General features: G+C 72.4%; 28 protein-coding genes and 1 pseudogene. 22 read left to right on the plus strand and 7 right to left on the minus strand.

All coding sequences use genetic code 11. The features are described 5' to 3' along the window. The first annotated feature begins 47 nt into the window (after positions 1–47). Together ABT232_RS28135 and ABT232_RS28140 are read left to right on the plus strand one after the other, a co-directional pair. Positions 48–593 (plus strand): LppU/SCO3897 family protein, encoded by a 546-nt coding sequence (locus ABT232_RS28135; protein ID WP_351844845.1) that lies wholly within the window; start codon positions 48–50, stop codon positions 591–593. Then, positions 590–2,452 carry a serine/threonine-protein kinase gene (locus ABT232_RS28140; protein ID WP_351844847.1) on the plus strand — a complete coding sequence of 621 codons (1,863 nt, stop codon included), beginning with the start codon at positions 590–592 and terminating at the stop codon, positions 2,450–2,452. The genes ABT232_RS28135 and ABT232_RS28140 overlap by 4 nt, the downstream gene beginning before the upstream one ends. Before the next feature lie 90 nt (positions 2,453–2,542). On the opposite strand, the gene ABT232_RS28145 is transcribed toward ABT232_RS28140, so the two are convergent. Beyond that, positions 2,543–3,910, minus strand: coding sequence for a lipase family protein (locus tag ABT232_RS28145; RefSeq protein WP_351844849.1), 1,368 nt, complete (start codon positions 3,908–3,910; stop codon positions 2,543–2,545). A 195-nt stretch (positions 3,911–4,105) separates the two neighbouring features. Here ABT232_RS28145 and ABT232_RS28150 point away from each other — a divergent pair, with 195 nt between their 5' ends. Beyond that, positions 4,106–4,717 carry a TetR/AcrR family transcriptional regulator gene (locus ABT232_RS28150; RefSeq protein WP_351844851.1) on the plus strand — a complete coding sequence of 204 codons (612 nt, stop codon included), beginning with the start codon at positions 4,106–4,108 and terminating at the stop codon, positions 4,715–4,717. A 127-nt stretch (positions 4,718–4,844) separates the two neighbouring features. On the opposite strand, the gene ABT232_RS28155 is transcribed toward ABT232_RS28150, so the two are convergent. Next, positions 4,845–5,162, minus strand: coding sequence for a PLD nuclease N-terminal domain-containing protein (locus tag ABT232_RS28155; RefSeq protein WP_351844853.1), 318 nt, complete (start codon positions 5,160–5,162; stop codon positions 4,845–4,847). An 89-nt stretch (positions 5,163–5,251) separates the two neighbouring features. On the opposite strand from ABT232_RS28155, the gene ABT232_RS28160 reads away from it, so the two are divergent. From ABT232_RS28160 to ABT232_RS28230, 14 genes are all read left to right on the plus strand, one after another. Next, positions 5,252–6,709, plus strand: a complete 1,458-nt coding sequence (locus ABT232_RS28160; protein WP_351844855.1) for a menaquinone biosynthesis decarboxylase — start codon at positions 5,252–5,254, stop codon at positions 6,707–6,709. Next, on the plus strand, positions 6,706–7,608 hold the full coding sequence (gene mqnP / locus ABT232_RS28165) for a menaquinone biosynthesis prenyltransferase MqnP (protein ID WP_351844858.1): 903 nt from the start codon (positions 6,706–6,708) through the stop codon (positions 7,606–7,608). Before ABT232_RS28160 ends, mqnP begins: the two co-directional genes overlap by 4 nt. 91 nt (positions 7,609–7,699) lie before the next feature. After that, on the plus strand, positions 7,700–8,611 hold the full coding sequence (locus ABT232_RS28170; RefSeq protein WP_351844860.1) for a nucleic acid/nucleotide deaminase domain-containing protein: 912 nt from the start codon (positions 7,700–7,702) through the stop codon (positions 8,609–8,611). Then, positions 8,608–10,278 (plus strand): hypothetical protein, encoded by a 1,671-nt coding sequence (locus ABT232_RS28175; protein WP_351844862.1) that lies wholly within the window; start codon positions 8,608–8,610, stop codon positions 10,276–10,278. Before ABT232_RS28170 ends, ABT232_RS28175 begins: the two co-directional genes overlap by 4 nt. 150 nt (positions 10,279–10,428) lie before the next feature. Further along, positions 10,429–11,994, plus strand: coding sequence for a nucleic acid/nucleotide deaminase domain-containing protein (locus tag ABT232_RS38490; RefSeq protein ID WP_450871790.1), 1,566 nt, complete (start codon positions 10,429–10,431; stop codon positions 11,992–11,994). Between the two features lie 21 nt (positions 11,995–12,015). Then, entirely contained in the window at positions 12,016–12,564 is a 549-nt protein-coding gene (locus tag ABT232_RS28190; RefSeq protein ID WP_351844864.1) for an SUKH-4 family immunity protein, read from the plus strand. Positions 12,565–12,622: 58 nt separating this feature from the next. Continuing rightward, complete coding sequence (locus ABT232_RS28195; protein ID WP_351844866.1) at positions 12,623–13,300, plus strand: UbiX family flavin prenyltransferase; 678 nt, start codon at positions 12,623–12,625, stop codon at positions 13,298–13,300. 54 nt (positions 13,301–13,354) lie between these two features. Continuing rightward, complete coding sequence (locus tag ABT232_RS28200) at positions 13,355–13,810, plus strand: Lrp/AsnC family transcriptional regulator (RefSeq protein ID WP_351844867.1); 456 nt, start codon at positions 13,355–13,357, stop codon at positions 13,808–13,810. A 49-nt stretch (positions 13,811–13,859) separates the two neighbouring features. After that, the gene (gene mqnE / locus ABT232_RS28205; protein ID WP_351844869.1) at positions 13,860–15,023 is read left to right on the plus strand and encodes an aminofutalosine synthase MqnE; all 1,164 of its coding nucleotides are present in this window, start codon (positions 13,860–13,862) and stop codon (positions 15,021–15,023) included. Between the two features lie 33 nt (positions 15,024–15,056). Continuing rightward, positions 15,057–15,698, plus strand: a complete 642-nt coding sequence (locus ABT232_RS28210) for a UdgX family uracil-DNA binding protein (RefSeq protein ID WP_351844871.1) — start codon at positions 15,057–15,059, stop codon at positions 15,696–15,698. A 16-nt stretch (positions 15,699–15,714) separates the two neighbouring features. Further along, the gene (locus tag ABT232_RS28215) at positions 15,715–16,239 is read left to right on the plus strand and encodes a GNAT family N-acetyltransferase (protein WP_351844873.1); all 525 of its coding nucleotides are present in this window, start codon (positions 15,715–15,717) and stop codon (positions 16,237–16,239) included. A gap of 85 nt (positions 16,240–16,324) precedes the next feature. Next, positions 16,325–16,624: a DUF4229 domain-containing protein gene (locus ABT232_RS28220; protein WP_351844875.1), complete on the plus strand. Its 300-nt coding sequence runs from the start codon at positions 16,325–16,327 to the stop codon at positions 16,622–16,624. A gap of 159 nt (positions 16,625–16,783) precedes the next feature. Further along, on the plus strand, positions 16,784–18,103 hold the full coding sequence (locus ABT232_RS28225; protein ID WP_351844877.1) for a dicarboxylate/amino acid:cation symporter: 1,320 nt from the start codon (positions 16,784–16,786) through the stop codon (positions 18,101–18,103). Between the two features lie 44 nt (positions 18,104–18,147). Continuing rightward, on the plus strand, positions 18,148–18,777 hold the full coding sequence (locus ABT232_RS28230; RefSeq protein ID WP_351844879.1) for a TetR/AcrR family transcriptional regulator: 630 nt from the start codon (positions 18,148–18,150) through the stop codon (positions 18,775–18,777). On the opposite strand, the gene ABT232_RS28235 is transcribed toward ABT232_RS28230, so the two are convergent. Continuing rightward, positions 18,760–19,593 (minus strand): MaoC family dehydratase, encoded by an 834-nt coding sequence (locus tag ABT232_RS28235; RefSeq protein WP_351844881.1) that lies wholly within the window; start codon positions 19,591–19,593, stop codon positions 18,760–18,762. The two genes, ABT232_RS28230 and ABT232_RS28235, sit on opposite strands and share 18 nt — an antisense overlap. A gap of 224 nt (positions 19,594–19,817) precedes the next feature. On the opposite strand from ABT232_RS28235, the gene ABT232_RS28240 reads away from it, so the two are divergent. The 3 genes and pseudogenes from ABT232_RS28240 to ABT232_RS28250 all read left to right on the plus strand — a co-directional run bounded on the left by ABT232_RS28240 (position 19,818) and on the right by ABT232_RS28250 (position 22,537). Beyond that, complete coding sequence (locus ABT232_RS28240; RefSeq protein ID WP_351844883.1) at positions 19,818–21,773, plus strand: AMP-dependent synthetase/ligase; 1,956 nt, start codon at positions 19,818–19,820, stop codon at positions 21,771–21,773. Between the two features lie 10 nt (positions 21,774–21,783). Next, positions 21,784–22,029: pseudogene (locus ABT232_RS28245) on the plus strand (DoxX family protein); the annotation flags it as partial. Continuing rightward, complete coding sequence (locus tag ABT232_RS28250) at positions 21,974–22,537, plus strand: DUF6817 domain-containing protein (RefSeq protein ID WP_351844885.1); 564 nt, start codon at positions 21,974–21,976, stop codon at positions 22,535–22,537. The pseudogene ABT232_RS28245 and the gene ABT232_RS28250, both read left to right, overlap by 56 nt. Before the next feature lie 72 nt (positions 22,538–22,609). Here the strand turns inward: ABT232_RS28250 and ABT232_RS28255 are convergent, their stop codons facing one another. The 3 genes from ABT232_RS28255 to ABT232_RS28265 are packed head-to-tail and all read right to left on the minus strand — an operon-like array spanning position 22,610 to position 24,349. Continuing rightward, positions 22,610–23,269, minus strand: coding sequence for a class I SAM-dependent DNA methyltransferase (locus tag ABT232_RS28255; protein ID WP_351844887.1), 660 nt, complete (start codon positions 23,267–23,269; stop codon positions 22,610–22,612). Between the two features lie 52 nt (positions 23,270–23,321). Beyond that, positions 23,322–23,618 carry an AzlD domain-containing protein gene (locus ABT232_RS28260; RefSeq protein WP_450871792.1) on the minus strand — a complete coding sequence of 99 codons (297 nt, stop codon included), beginning with the start codon at positions 23,616–23,618 and terminating at the stop codon, positions 23,322–23,324. Between the two features lie 14 nt (positions 23,619–23,632). After that, positions 23,633–24,349 carry an AzlC family ABC transporter permease gene (locus ABT232_RS28265; RefSeq protein ID WP_351844891.1) on the minus strand — a complete coding sequence of 239 codons (717 nt, stop codon included), beginning with the start codon at positions 24,347–24,349 and terminating at the stop codon, positions 23,633–23,635. A gap of 69 nt (positions 24,350–24,418) precedes the next feature. Here ABT232_RS28265 and ABT232_RS28270 point away from each other — a divergent pair, with 69 nt between their 5' ends. Beyond that, the gene (locus ABT232_RS28270; RefSeq protein ID WP_351844893.1) at positions 24,419–24,988 is read left to right on the plus strand and encodes a helix-turn-helix domain-containing protein; all 570 of its coding nucleotides are present in this window, start codon (positions 24,419–24,421) and stop codon (positions 24,986–24,988) included. Between the two features lie 122 nt (positions 24,989–25,110). Here the strand turns inward: ABT232_RS28270 and ABT232_RS28275 are convergent, their stop codons facing one another. Then, a complete protein-coding gene (locus tag ABT232_RS28275; RefSeq protein ID WP_004984723.1) occupies positions 25,111–25,314 on the minus strand; it encodes a cold-shock protein in 204 nt (67 codons plus the stop codon). A 288-nt stretch (positions 25,315–25,602) separates the two neighbouring features. Here ABT232_RS28275 and ABT232_RS28280 point away from each other — a divergent pair, with 288 nt between their 5' ends. After that, complete coding sequence (locus ABT232_RS28280; RefSeq protein WP_351844896.1) at positions 25,603–26,451, plus strand: menaquinone biosynthetic enzyme MqnA/MqnD family protein; 849 nt, start codon at positions 25,603–25,605, stop codon at positions 26,449–26,451. The last annotated feature ends 107 nt before the right edge of the window (positions 26,452–26,558 follow it).

Here is a 26,558-nt window from a genome sequence, read left to right on the forward strand (position 1 = left end):
CTAGAAAGATCTTCCAGTATCACTGTCCGCTGCTCCAGACTGACGGCATGTCACAGACAACGCAGCAGCCCGGTGCGGGGGCTCGTGGGTTCCTTGCGGTGGTCGCGGTCGCGGGGGCCGTGCTCCTGGCCACCGGCTGCACGAACCAGACCGGCGACGACAGCTCGTCGTCGGACACCTATGCCGGCTCCTCGCCCTACGCCTCGGCCACCGAGGACGCCTACACGCAGGACCCGTACACGGAGGATCCGTACACCGAGGACCCGTACACGGAGGATCCGTACACCGAGGACCCGTACGCCGAGGCGACCGAGTCCGAGGCGCCCGATCCCTACACCTCCGGGACCTGCCTCAACGGCCAACTCCCCGACTCCACCACCGCGCAGAGCGTCAGCGGTGTCGACGAGGTGGACTGCTCGGCGTCCGACGCGCACTACAAGGTGATCGAGTCGATCCCCTTCACCTCCGACATGAACGAGTGCAACGACAACCCGCGGACCGAGTACGCCTTCTCCTCCCGCTACACCGTCAACGGCGCCACCGTCAACGAGTACGTGTACTGCCTGGTCGGCCTCGGGGCGTACGCCCGATGAGCCGAGGTCCCGGGGTCGAGCCGCTGGAGGACGAGGATCCCCGGCGGATCGGCCCGGTCCCGCTGCTCGGGCGGCTCGGGGCCGGCGGCATGGGACGCGTCTACCTCGGCGTGCACGAGGGCCGGTACGCCGCGGTCAAGCAGTTACGGCCCTCCGTGGTCGGTGAGGACAAGGACTTCGTCCGCCGCTTCGGACATGAACTGGACAACCTCGCCCGGCTGCCCGCCACCGCCACCGCGCCGCTGCTCGCCGGCGACCGCGAGGCCCGGCCGCCGTGGTTCGCGACCGCCTACGTACCGGGCCTGACCCTGTACGAGGCCCTGGTCCGCTACGGCGGCCCGCTGCCCGCGCGGGCGCTGTGGACGCTGCTGCGGGAGGCGGCCTCGGCGCTGGCGGCGGTGCACGCGCTCGACATGGTGCACCGGGACCTCAAGCCGTCCAACGTCATGCTGACCCGCGACGGGCTCACCCTCATCGACTTCGGTGTCGCCCGCGCCGCCGAGCAGAGCCAGCTGACCCGCACCGGCATGGTGGTGGGCACGCCCGCCTACATGTCGCCCGAGCAGGCCTCCGGGGCGCGGCTGGTGACCGGTGCCGTCGACGTCTTCGCACTCGGCTCGGTGCTCGCCTTCGCCGCCTGCGGGCGTCCGCCCTTCGGCGACGACTCCGGGCACGGCGTGCTCTACCGGATCGTGCACGAACAGCCCGATCTCGCGCCGCTGCGGGAACTGGACACCGGCCTCGCCGAGGCCGTCGCGGCCTGCCTGGACAAGGACCCCGAAGGCCGGCCCACCGCGGTGGAACTCCTCGAACTCGCCGAGGATCACGGCCCGTTCGAGACGCCGCTGTGGCCGGAGCCGGTCGCCGGGGAGCTGTCCGAGCGGGCCGAGTTCGCGGCGACCGTGCCGGACCCGGAGGACCTGCCCTCGCTCACGGCGCCGACGCTCGGCGAACCCGGGCCGCGGCCCCCGTCGCAGTCCCCGCCGGAGTCCTCGCCGCCGTCCCCGCCGCAACGGCGCGAGCGGCGGCGTACCCGTGTCGTCCTGGCCGTCGTCCCGGTCGTCGTCGTGGCCACCACCACGACCCTCGCCCTCCAGTACCTCCCGCACGACTCCGGTCCGCGGGACCGGGCGCGGGCCACGCCGACGGCCGCCGTCTCCTCGCCGGCCGCGCCCACGCCCACCGGGCCGGCGGCGCGGGACCGGCCGTCGGAGGCGGAGAGCCCCGGCGAGCGGCGGTCCGCCTCGCCGGGGAAGGGCGAGGCGGACAAGGCCGGCACCGGGGACGGGGGCGGTGGTGCCGTGGGCGGCGGGCCGGTCCCGGCGGACGGGCCGGCGGGCTCGGCCGGAGGTGGTTCGGGAAGTTCCGGCGGCTCGTCGGGCACCGGAGGCTCCGGGAGCGGATCCGGCGGTTCCGGCAGTGCCTCCGGCGGAGCCACCGGCACCTTTGGCGGTTCAGGAGGCTCCGGTGGCTCGACCGGGACGAGTCCCACCGCCGCCCCGTCCCCCGCCTCCAGCCGCTACCGCAACGGCGACGACGGCAGCTGCCTCAGCCAGGTCTACGGCGCCGCGAGCACCGGCGGCTGCTCCGGCTCCGGCACCTCCTGGACCGTGCGCACCGCGTCCGGCGGCTTCCGGCTGGTCAACCAGCGGAGCGGGGCCTGCCTGGCCGCGAACACGCTCGGCCAGGCCGTCTTCGTGAACTCCTGCGACGGCTCGGGCTCGCAGCTGTGGCGGTCGGGCTCGGGCGGCTCGCTGGTGAACGCCGCCAACGGCGGTTGCCTCGACCTGGGCATGAACAGCGGGGTGGTGACGGCGGCCTGCGCCGGGCAGGCCTCGCAGCGCTGGTCCGCCGTCTGAGCGGCCCGGCCCGCCCGGCGGCCGGGTGCTCGTCCCGGTTGTCGGGGCAGGCCGGGCAACCGGTTGTCAGGCAGGCTGGGCAACCGGTTGTCAGGGCAGGCTGGGCAGGGACCCGCAGTCGGAGCCGGCGGGCCTGCCGGAGAGACGGTCGGTCAGCCAGTCGACGGCGTCCCCCTGGTCGACCAGGAGCGGCGCCAGATGGTTGGTGAGCAGTCCGTCGCCGAGGTTCGGCAGCCGGACCGGCTCGTAGGTCACCTGGGCGCCCAGCGCGCACCAGTCGACGGCGAGTCGGCGGGACTGGGCGTGCGGGACGATGTCGTCGCGGACGCCGGTGGCCAGGCGCACCGGGCTCGCCGGCCGCAGCTTGCCGATGCGCTGGTCGTCGAGGGTGGCCGCCAGCAGCGGCTCGCTGTCCACCAGCTCGCCGAGGGACCGGCCGTCGGTGGTCCACGAGGCGCTCTCGCGGAAGCCGTAACCGAAGATGGCGTCGCCGACGCACATGGTGGACAGGTCGTTCAGGGCGGCCTTCCCGCGGGCGTTGAGGTGCCGGTCGGCGATGTCCCGCAGTTCGGGAGTGGTCTGCAGGAAGCCGTTGACGGACCAGCCGAGGGCGCCGGCCAGCGCGCTGCCGTCGATGCCGTCGATGACCGCGGCGAGGTCGGCGGGCGGGGCGCCGGAGTAGGTGCCGGACAGGGTGATGTCGGGTGCGTAGGCGGGCTGGAGCTCGGCGGCGGACGCGCTCGCCCCGCCGCCCTGGCTGTAGCCGTACAGGCCCACGGGTGAGGCGTCGGTGACGGAGGCCGCGGGCAGGTTGCGGGCCGCGCGGACGGCGTCGAGCAGCGCGTGTCCGCCGTCGACGCGGTTGACGTAGGTGTGGACGCGGTCGGTGGCGCCGAGCCCGGCGTAGTCGGTGACGACGACCGCGACGCCGGTGGCGAGCAGCCGGTGGACGGCCAGGTCCTCGTACCCGACGGACACGGACTGCCCGTTGAGCCTGATCGGCTTCTCCAGGCCGAGGGAGGCCGCGCACTGGTCGCCCTGTCCCATGGTGCCGGGGGCCAGTGCGACCAGGGGCCGCGGTCCCGGGCCTCTCCAGTCGGCGGCCGGCTCGATGTAGGCGCCGGTGACCGCGACGGGTCCGCCGCCGGCGTCCGTGGACTTGTACATCAGCCGGGTGGCGGTGCCGGGCAGCTGGCGTCCGCCGAGGCCGGGCAGGCTGAGCGCCAGCGGCAGCGGCTCGGTCCGCACGAGGGCGCCGTCGGCGGCCGGAAGGGATGCCGGGGGTTGGTAGAAGGCCGGTATCGGCACACCCCGGGAGACCACGGGGCCGGTGTCGGCGGCCGTCGCGGGCAGTGCCTGCCAGCTCAGGCAGGCGAGTGCGGCGAGGGTGACGGCGAGCAGGCGCCGGCCGGTCGAGCGGGCTGCGGGGCGGTCCGGAGGGTCGATGGCGCGGATCATGCGGCTCACTCCCTGCTTCGTAGCTTCGTAGCTGCGTCGGATGGCGAACTGCGGCCCGGGCCAACGGGGTTACTCGCGAGTCAGCTACTGGAGAGTAAGAGCGGCTGTCACTCAGTGACAAGACGTCTGCATGTGTCGGTTCCGTGCGCCTGACTATGCTTCGGCTGACCGACGGCACAGGGGTGGTGGGCAGCGGTGACCGACGGGGCGACGCCGTCACTGAACGAACGACGACGCGCGGCCCTGCGTCTGGAGATCGCCCGCGCGGCCGTCCGCCTCTTCGCCGAGCACGGGGTCGGCGGCACCACGGGCGACCAGATCGCCCAGGCCGTGGGCATCTCGGCGCGCACCGTGTGGCGCCACTTCCCCACCAAGGAAGGCTGTGTACGCCCCCTGCTCACCGCGGGCCTCGACGCCGCGACGGAACTGCTGCGCCGCTGGCCCGAGGACCGGCGGCTGCCGGACCACCTGACCGACGCCTGCCGGCGGGGCGCCCTGCCGGCCGTCGACCCGGCCGTCCTGGACCTGATCCGGATGACCGTCCGCGAACCGGCGCTGCGCGCGGTCTGGCTCCAGGCGCACGACGACGCGCTGCCCGTCATCGGCCGGCTGCTCGCCGACCGCTTCGGCCTGAGCCCCGACGATCTGCGCCTCAAGGTGTACGCCACGACGGTGAACGGCGCGCTGCGCACCGCGGCGGAGCACTTCGCCGCCCGCTGCGACGAGGGCGGCGAGGCGACCGCCGAGGCGCTGGCCGCCTGCCTCCACACGGCCCTGCGCGCGGCGACGGAAGGCCTGCCCGGCTAGAACGCGCCGCGCGTGCGGGCCGGCGCCGGCAACCGGGTCCCGGCGCAGGCGCCGCAGAGGGCCTGCCCGGCCAGATCCGCTGCGCCTGCGGGCCGGCGCCGCGCCCGGGTCCGGCCGCGGCTCCGCGTCAGGGCTCGTCCCGCTTCTTCCGCTCGTCCTCGTCCGGGTCCTTGTCCAGGGACTTCAGGAACTCGGGGTTGTCGTCCGGGGCCACCCACTGCCGCGAGCGGTTCGCCCGCACCCCCGACCAGCCCTCGGCCGCCGGGCTGCGCCGCTTGCCCGCGATCAGCCAGGAGACCGACCCGACCAGCGGGAACAGCAGCACCAGGATCGCCCACAGCGGCTTCGGCATGTGCCGGATGTCCCGCTCGTCCGTGCTGATGCAGTCGATGAACGCGTACACGCTCAGCGCCAGTGGAACGACGAACATCAGAACCCGGAGCATCGGTGCACCCCCAGTGGAACGGTGATCGGGAATCGCGCGTGCGGCCCCCGTGACGGGGCCAGGGTAGCCCCTCGGGGATACTGGACCCCATGGCTTACGACGATCTTCGCTCCCTGCTCAGGGCACTGGAGCGCGAGGGAGACCTGAAGCGCATCAAGGTCGAGGTCGACCCCCACCTGGAGGTCGGGGAGATCGTCGACCGGGTGAACAAGGCCGGCGGTCCCGCGCTCCTCTTCGAGAACGTCAAGGGGTCGTCGATGCCCCTCGCCATGAACGTCTTCGGAACCGACCGCCGGCTGCTGAAGGCGCTCGGACTGAAGTCGTACGGCGACATCAGCGACAAGATCGGCGGGCTGCTGAAGCCCGAGCTGCCGCACGGGTTCGTCGGCGTGCGGGAGGCCTTCGGCAAGCTCGGCGCGATGACCCACGTACCGCCGAAGAAGGTCAAGTCCGACGGCGCCCCGGTGCACGAGGTCGTCCTGCACGGCGACGAGGTGGACCTCGACGCGCTGCCCGCGCTGTTCACCTGGCCCAAGGACGGCGGCTCCTTCTTCAACCTGGGGCTCACCCACACCAAGGACCCGGAGACCGGGATCCGCAACCTCGGGCTGTACCGCCTCCAGCGCCACGACAAGCGCACCATCGGCATGCACTGGCAGATCCACAAGGACAGCCGCAACCACTACCAGGTCGCGGCGCGCCGCGGGGAGCGGCTGCCGGTCGCGATCGCCTTCGGCTGCCCGCCCGCGGTGACGTACGCCTCCACCGCCCCGCTCCCCGGCGACATCGACGAGTACCTGTTCGCCGGGTTCGTCGCGGGCAAGCGGATCGAGATGGTCGACTGCAAGACCGTCCCGCTCCAGGTGCCGGCGCAGGCCGAGGTGGTGCTGGAGGGCTGGCTGGAGCCCGGCGAGACGCTCCCCGAGGGGCCCTTCGGCGACCACACCGGCTTCTACACGCCGCAGGAGCCGTTCCCCGCGCTCACCATCGACTGCGTGACGATGCGCAAGCGGCCGCTGCTCCAGTCCATCGTCGTCGGCCGCCCGCCGACCGAGGACGGCCCGCTGGGCCGCGCCACCGAGCGGTTCTTCCTCCCGCTGCTGAAGATCATCGTCCCGGACATCGTGGACTACCACCTGCCCGAGGCGGGCGGCTTCCACAACTGCGCCATCGTCTCGATCGACAAGAAGTACCCCAAGCACGCGCAGAAGGTGATGCACGCCGTCTGGGGCGCGCACATGATGTCCCTGACCAAGCTGATCGTGGTCGTCGACTCCGACTGCGACGTCCACGACCTGCACGAGGTCGCCTGGCGGGCGCTCGGCAACACCGACTACGCCCGCGACCTCACGGTCGTCGAAGGCCCCGTCGACCACCTCGACCACGCCTCCTACCAGCAGTTCTGGGGCGGCAAGGCGGGCATCGACGCCACGAGGAAGTGGCCCGAGGAGGGCTACACCCGCGACGGCGGCTGGCCGGACATGGTGGAGTCCGACCCGCGCACGGCGGCGATGGTGGACCGCCGGTGGAAGGAGTACGGGCTGTGAGCAGCGCCTCCGCCGCGATCCCCGGGCCGGGCCGCACCAAGGCCTTCCTGCGCCTGGTGATGATCGAGCACTCGATCTTCGCCCTGCCCTTCGCCTACATCGCCGCCCTCACCGCGATGTTCGAGCTGGACGGCAACATCCACTGGGGCCGGCTGCTCCTGGTCACCGTCTGCATGGTCGGTCTGCGCACCTTCGCGATGGCGGTCAACCGGATCATCGACCGCGAGATCGACGCCCGCAACCCGCGCACCGCCCACCGCGAACTGGTCACCGGCGCGATGTCCGTGCGGCACGCCTGGACCGGCGCGCTGATCGCGGTGGCGGTCTTCCTGGGCTCGGCGGCCCTGCTCAACCCGCTGTGCCTGGCGCTCGCCCCGGTGGCCGTGGTGCCGATGGTGGTCTACCCCTACGGCAAGCGGTTCACGAACTTCCCGCAGGCCATCCTCGGCCTCGCGCAGGCGATGGGCCCGATCGGCGGCTGGCTGGCGATCACCGGCGAGTGGTCCTGGGACGCGGTCGTCCTCGGTCTCGCCGTCGGCATCTGGATCGGCGGCTTCGACCTGATCTACGCCTGCCAGGACGTCGAGACCGACCGCGAGATCGGCGTCCGCTCGGTCCCGGCCCGGTTCGGCATCCCCGCCGCCATCTGGGGCGCCCGCGCCTGCCACGCCGTGACGACGGCCCTGTTCGTCTGGTACGCGCTGGCCACGGACGCGGGCGTGTTCTTCTGGCTGGGCCTGCTGATCGTCGCCGGCGCGTTCGTCTACGAGCACAGCATCGTCCGCCCCCACGACCTGACCCGTCTGAACCGGGCGTTCTTCTCGGTCAACGGCTTCATCGGCATCGCCCTGTTCGCCTGCGCGCTGCTGGATCTCGTGGTGCGGGGTCTGACGGTCTGAGCCGGGCCTCGGGTGTCGTCGGGACCGGCCCGGAGGCTAGGGTCGGTCCCGTTCCATGGCCCGTCTGCGACCCGTCTGTGAGAGGGATCCGATGCCGCCCGAGACCACCCCGCCGTCAGATCCGTCGGACCCGTCGGGCCCGTCGGATCCGTCCGTCCGGCACTTCGGCCCGCAGGGCATGCGGCGCTTCGACCTGCCGGCCGCCTATGCCGGCGGGATCCCCGACGCGGCACGGGAACTGCTCACCCGCACCGGGGTGCCGCTGCACGTCGGCCCGTACTTCACCGCCGCCCGCGAGACCGACGCGCCGACGCTCGGCCTGTTCGCCGGCCACCACGGCGTGACGGTGCCCGGCGCGGCGGCCGAACAGGTGCGGCTCGGGACCGACCGCCTCGGCCAGGTCTGCGTCCGCTCCGACGGGACGGTACGGGCCCTGTTCCTCGGCCAGTTCGGCATGGACGACCTGTACGTCGGCTCCGGCGTGGACGCCTTCGTCCGGTCGCTCGCCGCGCTCGACCGGCGGATGCCCGTCATCGCCGCCGCCGAGAGCCTGCCGGTCGCCGCCGCTGCCTTCCGGGAACTCAACGCCGAACTGCGCTCCCTCGACCCGGCCGCGTTCGAGAACCGGGAGAGCTGGTGGCCGCGCGTCCTGGACGATGTGCGCCACACCCTGAACTTCCCGTTCTCCGCCGCCTTCGAGTACGTCGACGGCGACGGGGAGAAGCAGATCGTCACCGATGCCACCGGGCCCGGCCGGCCGCACCCGGAGGAGCTGATCTGGGACCGGCTCGCGGGACAGGGCGTCGAGCCCGAGCAGGTGCGGCGGGTGTACACCGAACTCCAGCCGTGCATGATGCCCGGCCACTACTGCGCCGTCTGGCTCCAGCGCCTCTTCCCGCACGCGCGGTTCAGCCACAGCTTCGACTACGGCGACACCGCGGACTCCCGCGAGGAAGGCATGAAGGAGCTGATCACGCACGCCGCCCAGCAGGGCTCGCGGTGACCGCGCCGGTGCCCCGCGAGCAGCGCTGGGCGCGGCCCGCGGGCGGACGCGAACCCGCCGCGGCGGCCCTGCTCGGCTGGCTCGCCGACCCGCACGCGCCCCGGCTGTGCGTCGTCACGGGTTCGGCGGGCTGCGGCAAGTCGACGCTGCTCGCCTGGCTCGTCGGGCACGGCACCCGGCCGGGCACGGGGACGGAGCGCCGGGTGCACGGTTTCGTGCCGGCGGCCGGGCTCGGCGTCCGGGCGATGGCGTGGATGCTGGCCGATCAGCTGGGGGTGGCGGCGCGGACACCGGGTGAGCTGGCGAGGGCGCTGGCGGCGGACGGCCGCCGGACGCTGGTCGTGCTGCCCGAGCTGCACGCCGCGGCCGACCTCGCGGCGACCGCCGCCTTCGTCGACCTGCTCACCGGAGTACGGCGGCTGCGGCTGCTCATAGAGGTCCGCACCGGCGAACCGGCCCTGCCGGCCGCCGCCGACCGAGCCGCCGTCCTCGACCTGGACGACCCCCGCTGGACGGACGAGTCCCGGCGCGCGTCCTGGGCCGAGGAGCACGCGGCGTCCGACGAGGAACCTCGGGAGGATGCGCGTTCCGCGCCGGAGCGGGCCGGCTCCGAGGAGCCGCTGCCGGACCTGGACGACCCGGTCGCCGTTCTCGGTGCCGAGCCGTACCGGGTGACGACGGCGTACGAGACGGCCGCCGACGCGCACGGGGGGCTGCGGGAGGCGTGGTTGCGTGCCGGGCAGGCGCTGGTCGCCGGTCAGCCGCCCGCCGGGCGGGCCCTGGCGCTGCGGGCCGCGCTCGGTGACGGCGCGGACCCGCGGCTGGCGCCCGCCCTGGACCGGGCCGCGGCGGACGCCCCGTGGCGGTTGGTGTGGTCCCGGGTGCGCGGTGACGTCCGGCCGCCGTGGCCGGGCCCGGCGCTCGCCCTGACCCTCACCGGCGGGCGTCTGCTGAGCTGCGACCACCAGGGCACGGTCCGTCTCCTCGACCCGGGGACGGCCGCCGCCCAGGGCCGCCTGTCCGCCCCGTACCCGGGGGTGACGTCCGTGGCCGGGCTGCCCGACGGGGCCGTCCTCGTCCTGGACGCCCACGGCCGGGTGCACGTCGACCGCGACCTGGTGCCCCGCCCGACCGGTCTGGAGGCGCTGCTCGCCGAGGACGCCGGGCCCGCTCAGGAGGAGGCGGCGAAGGCGCTGCGCGCCGCCTGCGAGGTGACGGCGCTGGCCACGAGCCCGAGCGGACTGACCGCGGTCGGCGGCGGCGACGGCACCGTGCACCTGCCGGCGGTGAGCCGTTCGGCCCGCCTGCACGAGGGCCCGGTCACCGCCCTGACGCTGTGCGAACTGCCGCCGGACGACGTGCCGTTGCTCTACAGCGGCGGCGCCGACGGCCAGGTGCGTGCCTGGGGGCCGGGCGGCGATCCGCTGGCGGAGCCGGTGGTGCGACGCCGGCAGGCGGTCACGGCGCTGAGCGCGCGCGAGGTCACGGGGACGGGCCCGGTGCTGGCGGTGGCCTGGTCGGACGGCCGGGTGGACCATCACGTCCTCGACACCGGCGTACTGCGGTCGTTCCGGCCGGGGCAGCCGGTCACGGCGGTGGCGGTGACCCCGGACGGCGGGATGATCGTCGGCACGAGGGAGACCCTGGTGGCCCTGCGCCCCGTCTGACGCCCCGTCCGGCGCGCCGCGTCGTTCTTCACAGAAGTGTCGCAACTCCCGGGGGCTCCCTTGCGTCCCTCCCGGCGACGGTCGTTAGGGTCTTCGCGCGCGCTGAAAGTCCCGTGGCGGAGCGGGACTTCGACGGGAGGAGTGCGGGGGATGGGTTACACGATCCCGGGGTGGCTGGACGAGATCCTGGACTTCATCGGGATCAACTTCCCGAACGTCGACGAGGACGACTACCGCGAGATGGCCACCTCGATGCGGGACTTCGCCGAGAAGTTCGAGGGCCACGGCGGCGACGCGCACAAGGCGTTCGGCAGGATCCTCTCCTCCTCCGAGGGATGGGCCGTCGACGCCATGGAGAAGCACTGGGGCCATGTGAAGGCCGAGCACCTCGACAAGGTCCCGGAGATCGCGCGGCTGTTCGCGGACGCCTGTGACGTGGTCGCCGACATCATCTTCGGGATGAAGCGCAAGGCCGAGGTGGAACTGGCCGTGATGGCCGGGTCGGTGGGCATCTCGCTGGGCCTGTCCGTGGTGACCGGCGGCCTGTCCGCGCTGATCGGCGCGGCCGAGATCGCCGCGATGCGGCAGCTGGTCAAGCGGATCGTCGACGAGGCCGTGGACCGGATCGTGGAGGAGCTGACGACCCGGGTCACCGAGCCGGTCACCGCGAAGCTGGAGAAGCTCGCCGAGGACGCCGTCCTGGACCTGGTGGAGGGTGCCTTCCAGCTGCCGCCGGGGGAGGGCGGCGGGAAGAAGGGCCCGGGGATGCAGCTGGCCTCGGCCGGCGGGGGCGGCGGCCCGGACGGGGGCGTCGGCGAGAAGAAACTGCACATCGACCACCTCGAGTTCGAGGACGGGGCCGGGAAGGTCGCGGCGCACGGCGGCGAGCTGAGCCTCGCGATCGCCACCCCGTTCGGCAAGGCGAAGAGCTCCTTCGGCAAGACGAAGGGCAAGGACCCGTTCACGGCCACCTTCGACGGCGTGCTGGAAGGCGCGCTCAACGGCGCCGAGAAGGCCGTCAAGAAGATCACCAAGCATGTCACCGAGACCGTTCCGGACAAGGTCAAGGCGACCTCCAAGACCCACAAGGGCAACGACACCCAGATCGGCGAGGAGGCCAAGCAGGTCCGCACGTACCTGCTCAACGCCGACGGTTCGGTGGACCGGTTGCACGCCGACGGCAGCACCAACGCCCTCGACGACCACGACCGCACCCGGCTCAACGGGGTCATCGACACCAACGACAAGATCCACATCCCGACCACCGACGCGCAGAAGGCCGTCTTCTACGCCGACGCCGAGCACGACGGGCGGGTCAAGTCGGAGAAGGTCGACCCGAAGGGGTACGACCTGGCGGACGCCACCGTCGCGGCGCGCAGGGCCCGCGGCGACGAGAAGGGCACCAACTACGCCGCGGGCCGCTACATCGACGCCGAAGGGCGCGAGTCGATCCTGGTCGGCTACAGCAACAAGGCGGGGCACTCCGAGCGGATGATCGGCCGGCCGCTCCTGCACGGCGGCGTCGAGGGAAATCTCAAAGAGATATTCACGGAACGCGAGCCATGCGTAAAGAATCCACAATGCGCACGGTGGCTGGACTATTTCTTCCCGGATGATCTCAAGGTGACACACGCGGCGGACTATTACGACGACAAAGGGAAAACGACGAACAAGGAGCACAACACGTACCGGGCCGGCCTCAAAGGCATCCTGTAGGATGTCGCCGTGAATTCTTCGGTGAACTCTGCGGAAATGATCCGGGCCTACGGCCTCGAGAATGTCGTCTACTTCCCGCGGCACGAGGCGGGCCCGTCCGCCGACGCACGGGCCCTCACCCTGCTCAGCGCCGTCGGGCTGCCGCACTCGGTGTCCTTCTCGTCGCGGATGGACCCGGAGGACCCCTACGACACGAGTTTCGACCCGGTCGCGCTCGGCGGCTTCTTCGGCCGTCATGGGATTCCGTGCCCGGAGGAATGCCGGTCCTGGTGGAAGCTGGGCACGCTGTTCACATCGGTCGTGGCGCTCGACCCGGAGTCCGGAAAGGTGTACGGATTCCCGGAGGGCTCCTGGAAGCCGGTCCCGCTGCACCGGGACGTGGAATCCCTGATGTTCGGCCTCATCGAATTCCGCCGGATCGAGGACGCGCACGACGCCGAGGAGGAGGAGCCGGAGGAACTCGCGGAGCGGTTCCGGGAGACCCTGCGGGAATTCGACCCGACTCCGTTCGAGGACGAGGAATCGCAGTGGAACGTGATCCTGGAGGAACTCGAGAACGGAATCTGGTGAGTCAGGCGCCCCCGCCCCCGGCCTGAACAACGCCCCGCGCGCCGGTAGGCTCGGGGCTGTGAACGCAGGAGAAACGCAGCGCGCGCCTTGGATCGTGGGGGTGTCCGGAGCATCCGGGACGCCATACGCGGCTGCTGTGCTGCGGGCGCTGCTGGCGGCCGGGGAGAGCGTCGATCTGGTGGTCAGCCGGGCCTCGCGGCTCACCCTGATCGACGAGACGGGCATCTCCTTCCGGGACGCGCACTGGCGCGACGACCTGCGGGAATGGCTGGCGCGCGGAGCGGACGGGAAGCCGGACGCCTTCACCGTCGACCTCGACGCGGTGCGGTACTGGAACGCCGGGGACCTGGCCGCCGGGCCGTCCTCGGGCTCGTACCCGGCCAAGGGCATGCTGATCGTGCCGGCGTCCACGGCCTGCGTCGCGGGGGTCGCGCTCGGACTGTCGAAGGACCTGCTGCAACGCTCGGCGAGCGTCGTGCTCAAGGAGCGCCGGCCCCTGGTGGTGGCCGTCCGCGAGGCTCCGCTCAACGGGCAGACCCTGCGTCATCTCGTCGCCCTGGACGACGCCGGAGCGACCGTCGTACCCGCCTCGCCCGCCTTCTACGCCGGCGCGACCCACATCCAGGACCTGGTCGACTTCGTCGCCGGACGGGTCCTCGACGCGGCCGGCGTCCCCCACACGCTCTATCGCCGCTGGGAGGGGGAGCTCGGCGGCGGCTCCCGCACCTCTGACTGATCCCCCCACATCGCTCAGTTCTTCAGATCACTTCAGTGGAAGGCTTCGAATCGCATGGACGCGGTGGACAGGCAGCTCATCCAGGCCCTGAGGGAGAACGGCCGGGCCTCCTACGCGGAGCTGGGACGCCTCGTCGGTCTGTCGGGACCCAGTGTCACCGACCGCATCAACCGGCTGGAGGCGGCCGGTGTCATCACCGGCTACCGCGCCACCGTGAACGCCGCCTCGCTCGGCCTCGGTGTCACCGCGCTGATCGGCATCTCGCTCTCGGACGCCGCCGACCACGAGGACGTGGCACGCCGGCTGAAGGACCTGCCGGAGATCGAGGACTGCTGGTTCATCGCCGGTGACGACTCGTTCATGCTCAAGGTGCGGGCGACGGACGTGGACGGGCTGGAGAAGATCATCCGCCGGCTCAGCGGCACCAAGGGCGTCTCCCGGACGCGTACCACCATCGTGCTCTCCACCAAGTGGGAGAACCGGGTGGGTGAACTGCCCGAAGAGGCGTAGCCCGCGGGGAGTACGGTTTTTCGACAGCTGTCGTAGAAAGGCGAAACGCATGGACGTCGGGCTCAAGCGCGAGCTGGAGGAGAAGGTCCGCTCCGGTGAGCGGCTGTCCCGCGAGGACGGCATCGCGCTGTACGAGTCGGACGACCTGGCCTGGCTCGGCGGACTCGCGCACGAGGTGCGGACGCGGAAGAACGGCGACGTCGTCCACTTCAACGTCAACCGCCACCTCAACATGACCAATGTGTGTACGGCCTCCTGCGCGTACTGCTCCTTCCAGCGCAAGCCGGGCGAGAAGGACGCGTACACCATGCGCATCGAGGAGGCCGTCAAGCTGGCCAAGGCGATGGAGTCGGACAACCTCACCGAGCTGCACATCGTCAACGGCCTGCACCCCAACCTGCCGTGGCGCTACTACCCGCGGTCCCTGCGCGAGCTGAAGGCGGCCCTGCCGGACGTCTCGCTCAAGGCCTTCACCGCCACCGAGATCCACCACTTCGAGACCATCTCCGGGCTCAGCGCCTCGGAGATCCTCGACGAGCTGATCGACGCCGGCCTGGAGTCCCTGACCGGCGGCGGCGCCGAGATCTTCGACTGGGAGGTCCGGCAGCACATCGTCGACCACCGCACCCACTGGGAGGACTGGTCCCGGATCCACCGGCTGGCGCACGAGAAGGGGCTCAAGACGCCCTGCACCATGCTCTACGGCCACATCGAGGAGCCGCGCCACCGCGTCGACCACGTGCTGCGGCTGCGTGAGCTCCAGGACGAGACCGGCGGCTTCCAGGTCTTCATCCCGCTGCGCTACCAGCACGACTTCGTCGACGTGAAGGACGGCAAGGTCCGCAACCGCCTCCAGGCGCGGACCACCATGGCGACCCCGGCCGAGGCGCTGAAGACCTTCGCGGTCTCCCGGCTGCTCTTCGACAACGTGCCGCACGTCAAGGTCTTCTGGGTGATGCACGGCGTGCAGACCGCCCAGCTGGCGCTTCAGCACGGCGCCGACGACATGGACGGCTCGGTGGTCGAGTACAAGATCACGCACGACGCCGACAACTACGGCACGCCGAACAAGCTGACCCGCGACGACCTGCTGGACCTCATCCGGGACGCCGGCTTCCGGCCGGTGGAGCGCAACACCCGCTACGAGATCATCCGGGAGTTCGACGGCCCGGACGCGGGGCGCCGCGAGTCGCCGCAGCCGATGCGGATCTGAGACGGGCGGCGTCCTCGTGGGTACCCGGCTGTCGTGAGTGCTTCCGAGGACGCCTACACCGCCGAGCCCTTCGTGCCGGACGGCGCCGGTCTGGACGCGCTGCGCCGGGCCGCCGCCGGCTGCCGGGGCTGTCCGCTGCACCGCGACGCCACACAGACCGTGTTCGGCGCCGGGAGCGCGGACGCCCGCGTGATGCTGGTCGGTGAGCAGCCCGGCGACCAGGAGGACCGTCAGGGCCGGCCCTTCGTCGGTCCCGCCGGGAAGCTGCTGGACCGGGCGCTCGCCGAGGCCGGCATCGACCCCGCCGAGGCCTATGTCACCAACGCGGTCAAGCACTTCAAGTTCACCCGGTCCGAGCCGCGCAAGCGCCGGATCCACAAGTCGCCCACCCTGCGGGAGACGACGGCGTGCGGCCCCTGGCTGGCTGCCGAGCTGGCGCTGGTGGAGCCGGAGCTGATCGTGGTGCTGGGCGCGACCGCGGGCAAGGCGCTGCTGGGCAGCTCGTTCCGGGTGACCGAGACGCGCGGGACGGTGCTGGAGCGCGAGATCCACGGGCGCCCCGAGCGGCTGGTCGCCACCGTGCACCCCTCGTCGGTCCTGCGGGCGGACGACCGCGAGGCCGCCTTCGCGGGGCTCGTCCACGATCTGAGAGCGGCGGCAGCCCTCCTGGCGTAATGGCTACGATGAGCCGGTGGCCCTTACTTTCACTTTCGACCCGGCCGTCACCCCGGATCTGCGCGACGGCATCCTCGAGCTGTGGGCGGACGTCTCCAACGCGGGCGGGGCGGTCGGCTTCGTACCGCCGGTGACGACGGAGGTGATCCGTCCCGAACTGCTGAAGCACTTCGCGGCGATGGCGGACGGGCGGGCCCGGTTGCTGGTCGGGCACGACGAGGACGGGCGGGTCGCCGCCACCGCGTTCCTCACCTTCAACACGCACCGGCTGATGACCCACTGGCTGTGGCTGTACACGGTGATGGTCCACCCGCGCCACCAGGGCAAGGGCTACGGCCGTGACCTGCTGGCGGCCGCCGCCGACGCGGCCCGGAGCTGCGAGGGCATCGAGGCCGTCCGCCTCACCTGCCGCGGCGGCCTCGGCCTGGAGCGGTTCTACGGCTCCTGCGGCTACAAGGAGGTCGGCCGCGTCCCCGGCGCGATCCGGGTGGCGCCGGGCGACGACCGCGACGACGTGATCATGCTGCTGCCGCTGGGCTGAGGCGCGGACGCACCCGCCTGCAAGATCGGGTGCCCGGCGTGCTTGACTGGACGGTGCCCTTTTGGAATCGGAAGAGTGGATTGAGATGCTCCGCTACACGCTGATGCGCCTCGGGATCTTCGTGGCTTGCTTCGTGGTCGTCTGGGGCCTCGTCTACTCCGGCCTCGTCCCGCGCGGACTCGGCGACTCCAACGGCATGTGGGTGCTGCTGCTCGCGCTGGTGGTCTCCGCGCCGATCAGCTTCGTGGTGCTGCGCGGCGAGCGGGACCGGGCCTCCGAGCGGATCGTGCGCAAGGTGGACCAGGTCAAGGCCAGCTACGACGCCAACCGCCGCCAGGAGGACCAGGCCGACGACACCGCCCGTGCGCAGGGCCAGACGTCCTGAGACCCGGGCGGGCCGTAAGGCTCCTCACATCGCTTCCGCGCCTCGTCGTCCGCATCGACCGGACCACGAGGCGCTTTGCGTTGTGCGGGTCGTTTCGCCGTCCAGCCTCTCAAAGGCAGGCTTTGAGGTTCCCAAAGTTCAAGTGTTAACGTCGTCGGCATGTCCCAGCCTGCGTCCCCCACAAACGTCAAGGTGCCCTTCTGGGCCCAGATACTCGCCGGTCTCGTCCTCGGTGTCGCGCTCGGCTGGATAGCCCGCAGCCAGGACCTGTCCTGGCTGGTCACCACCCTGGAGAAGATCGGCGACATCTTCGTCGGCCTGCTCAAGCTCGCCGTCGCCCCGCTCGTCTTCTTCGCGATCCTGGTCTCGATCACCAATCTGCGGAAGGTCAACAACGCCGCCCGGCTGGCCGGCCGGACCCTGCTCTGGTTCATGATCACGTCGCTGATCGCGGTGGCCATCGGCCTCGCCATCGGCCTGGTCACCAACCCCGGCGCCGGCACCGGCCTGACCCCCAAGGACGGTGAGCTGCCCGAGAAGACCGGTTCCTGGATCGACTTCCTGACCGGCATCGTCCCCACCGACGTGATCACGCCGTTCACCGAGCTGAACGTGCTCCAGATCGTCTTCATGGCCGCCGTCGCCGGTGTCGCCGCCCTCCAGCTCGGCGACAGGGCCCAGCCCATCCTCAGCCTCAGCGAGTCCGTCCTCGAACTCCTCCAGAAGGCCCTGTGGTGGGTCATCCGGCTGGCCCCGCTCGGCACCGTCGGCCTCATCGGCTACGCCATCGCCACCTACGGCTGGGACCTGATCGGCAAGTACGCCACCTTCACCGCCGACATCTACGTCGGCTGCGCGCTGGTCCTCTTCGGCGTCTACCCGGCGCTGCTGGCCACCGTGGCCAAGGTCAACCCGGTCCAGTTCTTCAAGGGCGCCTGGCCCGCCATCCAGCTGGCCTTCGTCTCCCGCTCCTCGGTCGGCACCATGCCGCTGACGCAGAAGGTCACCGAGCGGCTGGGCGTGCCGAAGGAGTACGCGTCCTTCGCCGTGCCGTTCGGCGCCACCACCAAGATGGACGGCTGCGCCGCGATCTACCCGGCGATCGCCGCGATCTTCGTCGCGCAGATCTTCGACATCCAGCTGGGCGTCGGCGACTACCTGCTGATCGCGTTCGTGTCCGTGGTCGGCTCCGCCGCCACCGCCGGCCTCACCGGCGCCACCGTCATGCTCACCCTCACCCTGTCCACGCTCGGCCTGCCGATGGAGGGCGTCGGTCTGCTGCTGGCCATCGACCCGATCCTGGACATGATGCGCACCGCCACCAACGTGGCCGGTCAGGCGCTGGTCCCGGTGATCGTCTCGGCCCGTGAGGGCCTGCTCGACCGCGCGGCCTACGACTCGGTGGGCGGCGGTTCGCCGGTCGACGAGCCGGAGCCGGCCGTGGCCGACGAGCGGCCGACGGCGCGGGCCGCGGTCTGACCGACTGTCGGTGACGCGGCGGAACGGACCGTACGCTAGTCCGCATGGGCGCTGTGAAGAGCAAGCGGATGCCGCGTGCGGTCCGTGAGCAGCAGATGCTGGACGCCGCCGTGCACATCTTCGGACAGCGCGGGTACATGGCGGCCTCGATGGACGACATCGCGGAACTCGCGGGTGTGTCCAAGCCGTTGGTGTACCTCTATCTGCACTCCAAGGACGACCTGTTCAGCGCCTGCATCCAGCGTGAGGCGCGGGCGCTGATCGCGGCCGTCCGCTCCGGTATCGACCCGTCCCTGGCGGCGGACCGCCAACTCTGGGACGGTCTGCTGGCGTTCTTCACCCACACCGCCCGGCACCCCGACGGCTGGGCGGTGCTGCACGTCCAGGCCCGCACCCACGGCGACGCGTTCGCCGCCGAGGTCACCGCGATGCGCGCGGAGGCGGTGGCCTTCGTGACCCAGCTGATCACCGACGCGGCCCACCAGGAGCACCGGGAGCGGGAGGTCGCCGGGCTCGCCGAGGCGCTGGTTGGCGCCGCGGAATCGCTCGCCGCCTGGGCCAACGCCACTCCCGGTGTCACCGCCCGGCAGGCCGCGACGACCCTGATGAACTTCGCTTGGGCCGGGCTCGGCGACCTCAACGAGGGGCGGGCCTGGCTACCGCCGGAGGGATGACCCGAGCCGGTCCACGGTGCCGGTGAGGTGTGTCCCGGCCGCTCCGCGCAGTTCGAACCGCCCGTTGCCGGCCGCGTACTCCACCGTCCCCGGCAGCGCCACCGGGGTGCGGAACCGCGCCCGGACCCGTACCGCGTCCGGTGTGCCGTGCGCGGCCAGGCAGCGGGCGACGGTCCACATGCCGTGCGCGATCGGCCGCCGGAAGCCGAACAGCCGGGCGGTGAGCGGGTGGAGGTGGATGGGGTTGCGGTCGCCGGAGGCGGCGGCGTAGCGGCGGCCGAGGTCGGCGGGGAGCCGCCAGCCGGCGAGCGCGGGCAAGGGGGTGTCCGCGGGCGCGGCGGCGGCCGGTGTGCCGGTGAACGTGGTGCGGTGCCGGGCGAGATAGGTGCTGCGCGACTCCCACACGACGTCCTGGCCGGCCCGCAGTTCGGTCAGCACGGCCGCCTCCGTGCCGCGCCGGTGCGGCGCCAGCCCCTCGATCCGCACGGTGAGCCCGTACTCCCCGGTGGCCGGGAGCGTGGTGTACCGGGTGAGGTCGAAGGAGGTGTGGACCAGGCCGAGCAGCGGCAGCGGGAAGTCGCGTCCGCTCATCAGCCGCATGGCCAGAGGGAAGCCGAGCAGGTGCGGATAGGTGGGGGGCAGGGCGTCCGCGCCGGTCGGGAAGGAGCAGAGCCGTTCGTAGGCGGCCAGCCGGGCCAGGTCGACGCGGACCCGGGGGAGGGTGAGCGGGGTGCGGGGGTGTGCGGCGTCGGCGCGGGGGCGCTTGAAGGGGGACAGCAGGGCGCCCCGGGCGAGGGAACCGGTGAGTGTGGCCATGTCGGGGGGCTCCCTGGGACGGGTCCACTGTGCTTACTCTTGAGTAAGGTTACCGCAGGTAAGGCGTTGCGGTGCCGGGACGTACGACATGTGTGCGCCCTGCACAGGCCCGGCCCCGGACCATCTCCGAAACGCCTCAGAACCCGCACAGGCCCCTCACGCGGGCGCCGTAGGATCCCCGTCCTACCGGCGGTAACTCCACGAGCCGCCCGGAGGAGCCGCGTATGCCCATCTCGTACTCGTCCCAGCCACCGACGCCCGCCTCGCCCGAAGCGGGCCTCGACTACGACCCGGACGGCGGCCCCGTCCTCGTCGAACCGGAGATCCGGCGGCTGGACGGTCAGGTGCGCGAGGTGGCCGTACCACCGCTGGTGCGCTCCGTCTCGCACGGCTCGCTCGCCGACCTGCCGTTCGAGAACGCCGCCGCGGTGCCCGGACAGGCCGTCCTCAGCCGCCGCACCCGGGACGGCGGCTGGGCCGACGTCACCGCGGCCGCCTTCGCCGCCGAGGTCCTCGCCACCGCCAAGGGCCTGATCGCCGAGGGCCTGGTGCCGGGCGACCGGATCGCGGTCATGGCGCGCACCTCGTACGAGTGGACCCTCCTCGACTTCGCCGCCTGGGCCGCCGGACTGGTCACCGTGCCCGTCTACCCGACCTCCTCCGTCTTCCAGACCCGCTGGATCCTCCAGGACTCCGGCGCCGTCGCCCTGGTGACCGAGACCGCCGGGCAGGCCGCCGCCCTCGGACCCGAACTGGGCCACCTGCCCGATCTGCGGCACCTGTGGGTCATCGAGAAGGGGCACGTGGACGGGCTGGCCCAGCGCGGCGCGCAGGTGCCCGACCCGGAGGTGGAGGTACGGCGGGCCATGCTCGGCCCCGACACCCTCGCCACCCTCGTCTACACCTCCGGCACCACCGGCCGCCCCAAGGGCTGCGCCCTCACCCACGGCAACTTCCTCGCCGAGGTCGACAACGCGATCGAACTCCTCTACCCCGTCTTCAAGCAACGGACCGACGAGGAGCCGTCCACACTGCTCTTCCTGCCGCTGTCGCACGTCTTCGGCCGGATGGTCGCGGTGGCCTGCGTCCGGGCCCGGGTCCGGCTCGGCCACGCGCCCAGCCTCAAGGCGGAGGACCTGCTGGCCGACCTCGCCGCGTTCCGCCCGACCTTCCTGCTGGCCATCCCGTACATGCTGGAGAAGGTCTTCAACAACGCCCGCGCCACCGCCGAACGCGGCGGCAAGGCGGCCGCGTTCGACCGCGCCGCCAGGACCGCCCGCCGCCACGGCGAGGCCGTCGAGGCCCGCCGCCACGGCACCGGCCCCGGCCCCGGCGCCTCCCTGAAGGCGGCCCGCGCGCTCTACGACCCGCTGGTCTACCGCAAGATCCGCAACGCGCTCGGCGGCCGGCTCCGCTACCTCATCTGCGGCGGCTCCCCGCTCGGCCGCGACCTCGCCGCCTTCTACGCGGGCGCGGGCATCGAGGTGTACGAGGGGTACGGGCTGACCGAGACCACCGGCGCCGCCACCGTCACCCCGCCGCTCAGACCCCGGCTCGGCACCGTCGGCTGGCCGCTGCCCGGATCCCGGGTGCGGATCGCCGCCGACGGCGAGGTGCTGCTCTCCGGCGGACAGGTGTTCCGCGGCTACTGGGACCCGCACGCCGGCGGAGTGGTCGCCGCGACCCAGGACGGCTGGTTCCCCACCGGCGACCTCGGCCACCTCGACGACGACGGCTACCTGGTCATCACCGGCCGCAAGAAGGAGATCCTGATCACCGCCGGGGGCAAGAACGTGGCCCCCGCGCCGCTGGAGAACCGGCTGCGCGGACACCCGCTGATCTCCCACTGCCTCCTCGTCGGCGACCGCCGGCCCTACGTCGCCGCCCTCCTCACCCTGGACGCCGAGGGCGTCACGCACTGGCGCCGGATGAACGGCCGGCACCCGGTGCCGCCGGAGCTGCTGGTCGACGACGCGGACCTGCGCGCGGTGCTGCAACGGGCCGTCGACGAGGCCAACCGGCTGGTGTCCCGGCCGGAGTCCATCCGCCGGTTCACCGTCCTGCCCGTCGACTTCACCGAACAGGCCGGTCATCTCACCCCGTCGATGAAGCTGCGGCGGGCGGCGATCCTGCGGGACTTCTCCGCTGAGGTGGAGGCCCTGTACAGCTCCCCCGAGTGACGGCCGTCACATCGACCCGCTCGCCGACCACGGCGTACCGCGCGCCTGGTGGCCGCGGCCGGCCGCCGCCGAGGCGGCGGGCGCCGTCGGTCTGCTCGCCGGACTGTTCCTGCCGGTGGTGGGGTCACTGGCGGCGACCGGCCTGGTCCTGTACTTCACCGGAGCGGCCGTCACGGTCGTCCGGGCCCGCTGGTTCGGCCATGTGCCGTTCCCCCCGCGGGATCACGCGGATCGACGTGATCGCGGAGGTCCGTGACGGTGAGCACGAGCACCAGTGCCCGCCGCCCGCCCGCCGCCATCGCGAGCCCCACCCGGCCGTCGAGCAGCGCCGGACCCGTGAACCGGGCCCGGCCCATGGCCGCCATCCCGCCTTCGGCGACCGGTCGGGCGCCGACGACGGTGACCGGCTCCGGCGTCGGCACCACCCACCGGTCGGGGCACCGCTGCCGCTGGACCGGCGGAGCGAACTCGCCGCCGTGATCGGCACCGACGCGGAGGCCATCGTCCACGCCTACGCCTGCCTCGACCGAGCGGCCTGCCACCCGGTGCTCGCCGACCCCGGCTCACCGCTGCGGGACCGCTTCACCGGCGCCGCCCGCACCCCCGGCCTCCGCACCCGCCGCGACCTCGCCGAGCCGACCGCCGCCGACGAACTCGACCTCGCCGGCCACGACCCGGAGTTCCGCGACCGATGGGGCGCCGACCTGCCGGCCCTCTTCACCCGCTTCCGCCCGCCGCTCGGCGGCGCCGCGTGGGCGGAGTGAGGGGCCGTGCCCGGGGACGCCCAGGTCGGGTCGGCGGAACGCTGACGGGCCCGCACCGGGACGCTCACCGCCTCACGGCCTGACGGCCATCAGGAACGCCTGCGGAGTCGACTCCCCCTTGCTCTCGTCGGTCTCCCGCACGACCCGGGTGCCGACCGCGAACCCGGCCTGCGTCAGCAGCTCCGCCATCCGCTCCGGGCGCCGCCGCTCGAAGTCCAGGGCCACCGGGTGGCCGAAGGGCCGGTCGATGCGGCGGGGCGCGTCGCCCGCCTGGAAGGCGAGCAGCAGCCGGCCGCCGGGCGCGAGGACGCGGGCGAACTCGGCGAAGAGGGCGGGGAGCCGGTGCGCCGGGGTGTGGATGGAGGAGTACCAGGAGACGATCCCGGCGAGGTGCCCGTCGGGCAGGCCGAGATCCAGCATGGAGCCCTGCTCGAAGCGCAGCCCCGGGTTCTCGCGGCGGGCGATGGCGAGCATCGACGCCGACAGGTCGAGACCGAACACCGGCAGCCCCAGCGAGGCGAGGTGCGCGGTGATCCGCCCCGGCCCGCAGCCCAGGTCCGCCACCTGCCCGGCGTCCCCGACGAGTTCGGCGTACACGCCCAGCAGCGCCCGCTCCAGCGGCCGGCCGGCGAGGTCGTCGGGGTAGTGGTCGGCGTAGTCCTCGGCGATGGCGTCGTAGAAGGTGCGGGTGGAGGTGAGGAAGCCGGTGTCGGTCAGGGGTGTGTCGGTCATGGGCGGGCACGGTAGCCGCCGCCACCGACAGCCGGCCGTCCCTCCGGCGGTTTCACGCCACGCCCGCCGCCCGCAGCAGCGCGGTCGTCCCCGCCGCTCCCAGGACCACCACCACGAACGGCGCCCGCCGCCAGGCGAGGACGACGGCGACCAGGACCCCGGCCGGCCGTGCCCACCCGGCGAAGCCGCCGGTCTCGGTGAGCGCGCCCGTGGCCAGCAGGGCGACGAGCAGCACCACCGCCCCGGCGGACAGCAGCTCCTGGACCCGCGCCGGCACCTCGACGCGCCCGTGCAGCACCGGCCCGGCCAGCCGGAAGGCGTACGTCCCGACGGCGAGCGCCAGGATCATCGCGACCGTCGCGTTCACGCCGCCGCCTCCTTCCGGCCACCGCGGTACAGGACGAGCCCGGCGAGGGCCAGCAGCACCGGCACGCCCGCCGGGACGAACGGCGTGACCGCCAGGGCGAGGCAGGCGCCGAGCAGCGCCGAGCGGCGGGTGCGGGCGTCGTCGCGCAGCGCGGGCAGGACGAGGGCGGCGAGGACGGCGGGGAAGGCCGCGTCCAGTCCGTAGTCGGCGGTGTCGCCGAGCGCGCCGCCGGCCAGGGCGCCGGCCAGGACGGCGACGTTCCACACGGCGAACAGCCCGAGCCCGGAGACCCAGAACGCCCGGCGCCGCCGCTCGGGGTCGGGCTGGGCGAGGGCGAAGGCGACCGTCTCGTCGGTGACCAGATGGGCGCCGAGGAGCCGGGCGAACCGGCCGCGTCCGATGACGTCGGCGACGGCCAGGCTGAACGCGGCCGTCCGGGTGTTGAGCAGCAGACCGGTGGCCGCGGCGGCGAGCGGACCGCTGCCGGCGAGCAGTACGCCGATCGCGCTGAACTGGGCCGAACCCGCGTACACCACCAGGGACATCACCACCGGCACCCAGACGGGCAGCCCGCCGGCGACGGAGACCGCGCCGAACGAGACACCGACGATCCCGCTGGCCACCCAGACCAGCGAGGCGTCGCGGACGAGACCGGGGAGGGTGGCGGGCGACGGGGTGGAGGACGTGGCGGATGTTCGGAATGGCGAACGCATGTTCTCTACAATGAACAGAGGCCATGTCGTTCGTCAAGGCGAACGATCGTACTTCTGGAGCGAACGCCCGTGTCCGAGAACCCCACCCCGCCCCGCCTCCCGCTGGACTGGATCGCGGCCTCGCTGCGCCGCGAACGCACCCGCGCCGGGCTGTCGCTGTCCGAACTGGCCAAGCGGGCCGGGATCGCCAAGTCCACGCTCTCCCAGCTGGAGGCGGCGGGCGGGAACCCGAGCGTGGAGACCCTCTGGGCGCTCGGCGTCGCGCTGGGCGTGCCGTTCAGCGCGCTGGTCGAGCCGCCGGCGCCGGCCGTGCGGGTGATCCGCGCGGGGGAGGGGCCCGAGGTCGCCTCGGAGCGGGCGGACTTCGTGGCGAGCCTGCTCTCGGCGAGCCCGCCCGGCGCCCGCCGGGACATCTACCGGCTGCGCGCGGAGCCGGGTGCGGCGCGTGAATCGGAGCCGCATATCCCGGGCACGGTGGAGCACTTGATCGTCAGCACCGGACGGCTGAAGGCGGGACCGCGCGGAGAGGGCGTGGAACTGGGACCCGGGGACTATCTGACGTATCGCGGAGATGTTCCGCACGCCTACGAGGCGCTGCTGCCGGGCGCCACCTTCGTGCTGATCATGCAGCACGTATGAGAATTCGTTCCGCGTTCACCGAAAGGGCCCCGGAATGGGGCCGGGTGAAAGGGCAGGAGCCCCGTCGCCGGATGGCGCGGGGCTCCTTGGGTACTGCACTCGATCCGGATCGGAGGATCAGATCAGACCGGGGTGACGTTCTCAGCCTGCGGGCCCTTCGGGCCCTGCGTGACGTCGAAAGACACCTGCTGGTTCTCCTCAAGCGAACGGAAGCCGGTCGCGTTGATCGCGGAGTAGTGGACGAAGACGTCGGGGCCGCCGCCTTCCTGGGCGATGAAGCCAAAGCCCTTTTCGGCGTTGAACCACTTAACGGTTCCGGTAGCCATAAGCCCTCCTTGGGCTCAAAGGGTTGCCCTGCTCCAGAACCAGCAAGTGTGAAGACGAGTTCTGCACAACTGCATCCGCCTGAAAACGACGAGAGCCCGCGGTCACATGCTCCGCAGGCTCTGTACTGCAAGGGAAACCAAACTGCAACTTGCGGCGAGCCTAGCATGTGGGCACCCGAAAGCAATAGAGGCCAAGATCACGTCACCCGGATGTTTGAAGATCGCTTCGACGGTGTGACGGCGGGGGCCGAGGACTGAACCCTACGCCCCAGGGTCTAGCCTCGCGATGTGGACATTTCTCGCACCCGGCCGCGCGTCGGCCACATCCAGTTCCTGAACTGCCTGCCCCTGTACTGGGGGCTCGCGAGAACGGGCACGCTCCTCGACTTCGAGCTGACGAAGGACACCCCGGAGAAGCTCAGCGAGCAGTTGGTGCGCGGAGACCTCGACATCGGCCCCGTCACCCTCGTCGAGTTCCTGAGGAACGCGGACGACCTGGTGGCCTTCCCCGACATCGCCGTCGGCTGCGACGGGCCGGTCATGTCCTGCGTGATCGTCTCGCAGGTCCCGCTGGACCGCCTCGACGGCGCCCGGGTCGCCCTCGGTTCGACCTCGCGCACCTCCGTCCGGCTGGCCCAGCTGCTGCTGGCGGAACGGTTCGGCGTCCAGCCCGACTACTACACCTGCCCGCCCGACCTCAGCGTGATGATGCAGGAGGCGGACGCCGCCGTCCTGATCGGCGACGCGGCGCTGCGCGCCAACCTGCACGACGGCCCGCGCTACGGCCTCGCCGTGCACGACCTCGGCGCACTGTGGAAGGAGTGGACGGGACTGCCGTTCGTCTTCGCGGTCTGGGCGGCGCGCCGGGACTACCTGGAGCGGGAGCCGGTCATCACCCGCAAGGTGCACGAGGCCTTCCTCGCCTCCCGCAACCTCTCCCTGGAGGAGGTCGGCAAGGTCGCCGAGCAGGCGGCCCGCTGGGAGGCGTTCGACGAGCGGGTGCTGGAGAAGTACTTCACCACCCTCGACTTCCGCTTCGGCGGGCCGCAGCTCGCGGCCGTCGCCGAGTTCGCCCGCCGGGTCGGCCCCACGACGGGCTTCGCGGCGGACGTGAAGGTGGAGCTGCTCCAGCCGTAGGGGGCGTCTCGTCGATCATGCCGGGCTCCCGGCGCCTGGCACCGCGCCTCGCCGCGTTGTCGTCGGTTGCCATGGCTCCGCCATGCCGCCCTCCTCCGCCTTGCGAT

Origin of the sequence: Streptomyces sp. NPDC001532 (assembly GCF_040298625.1) — a bacterium.
Taxonomy (GTDB): domain Bacteria; phylum Actinomycetota; class Actinomycetes; order Streptomycetales; family Streptomycetaceae; genus Streptomyces.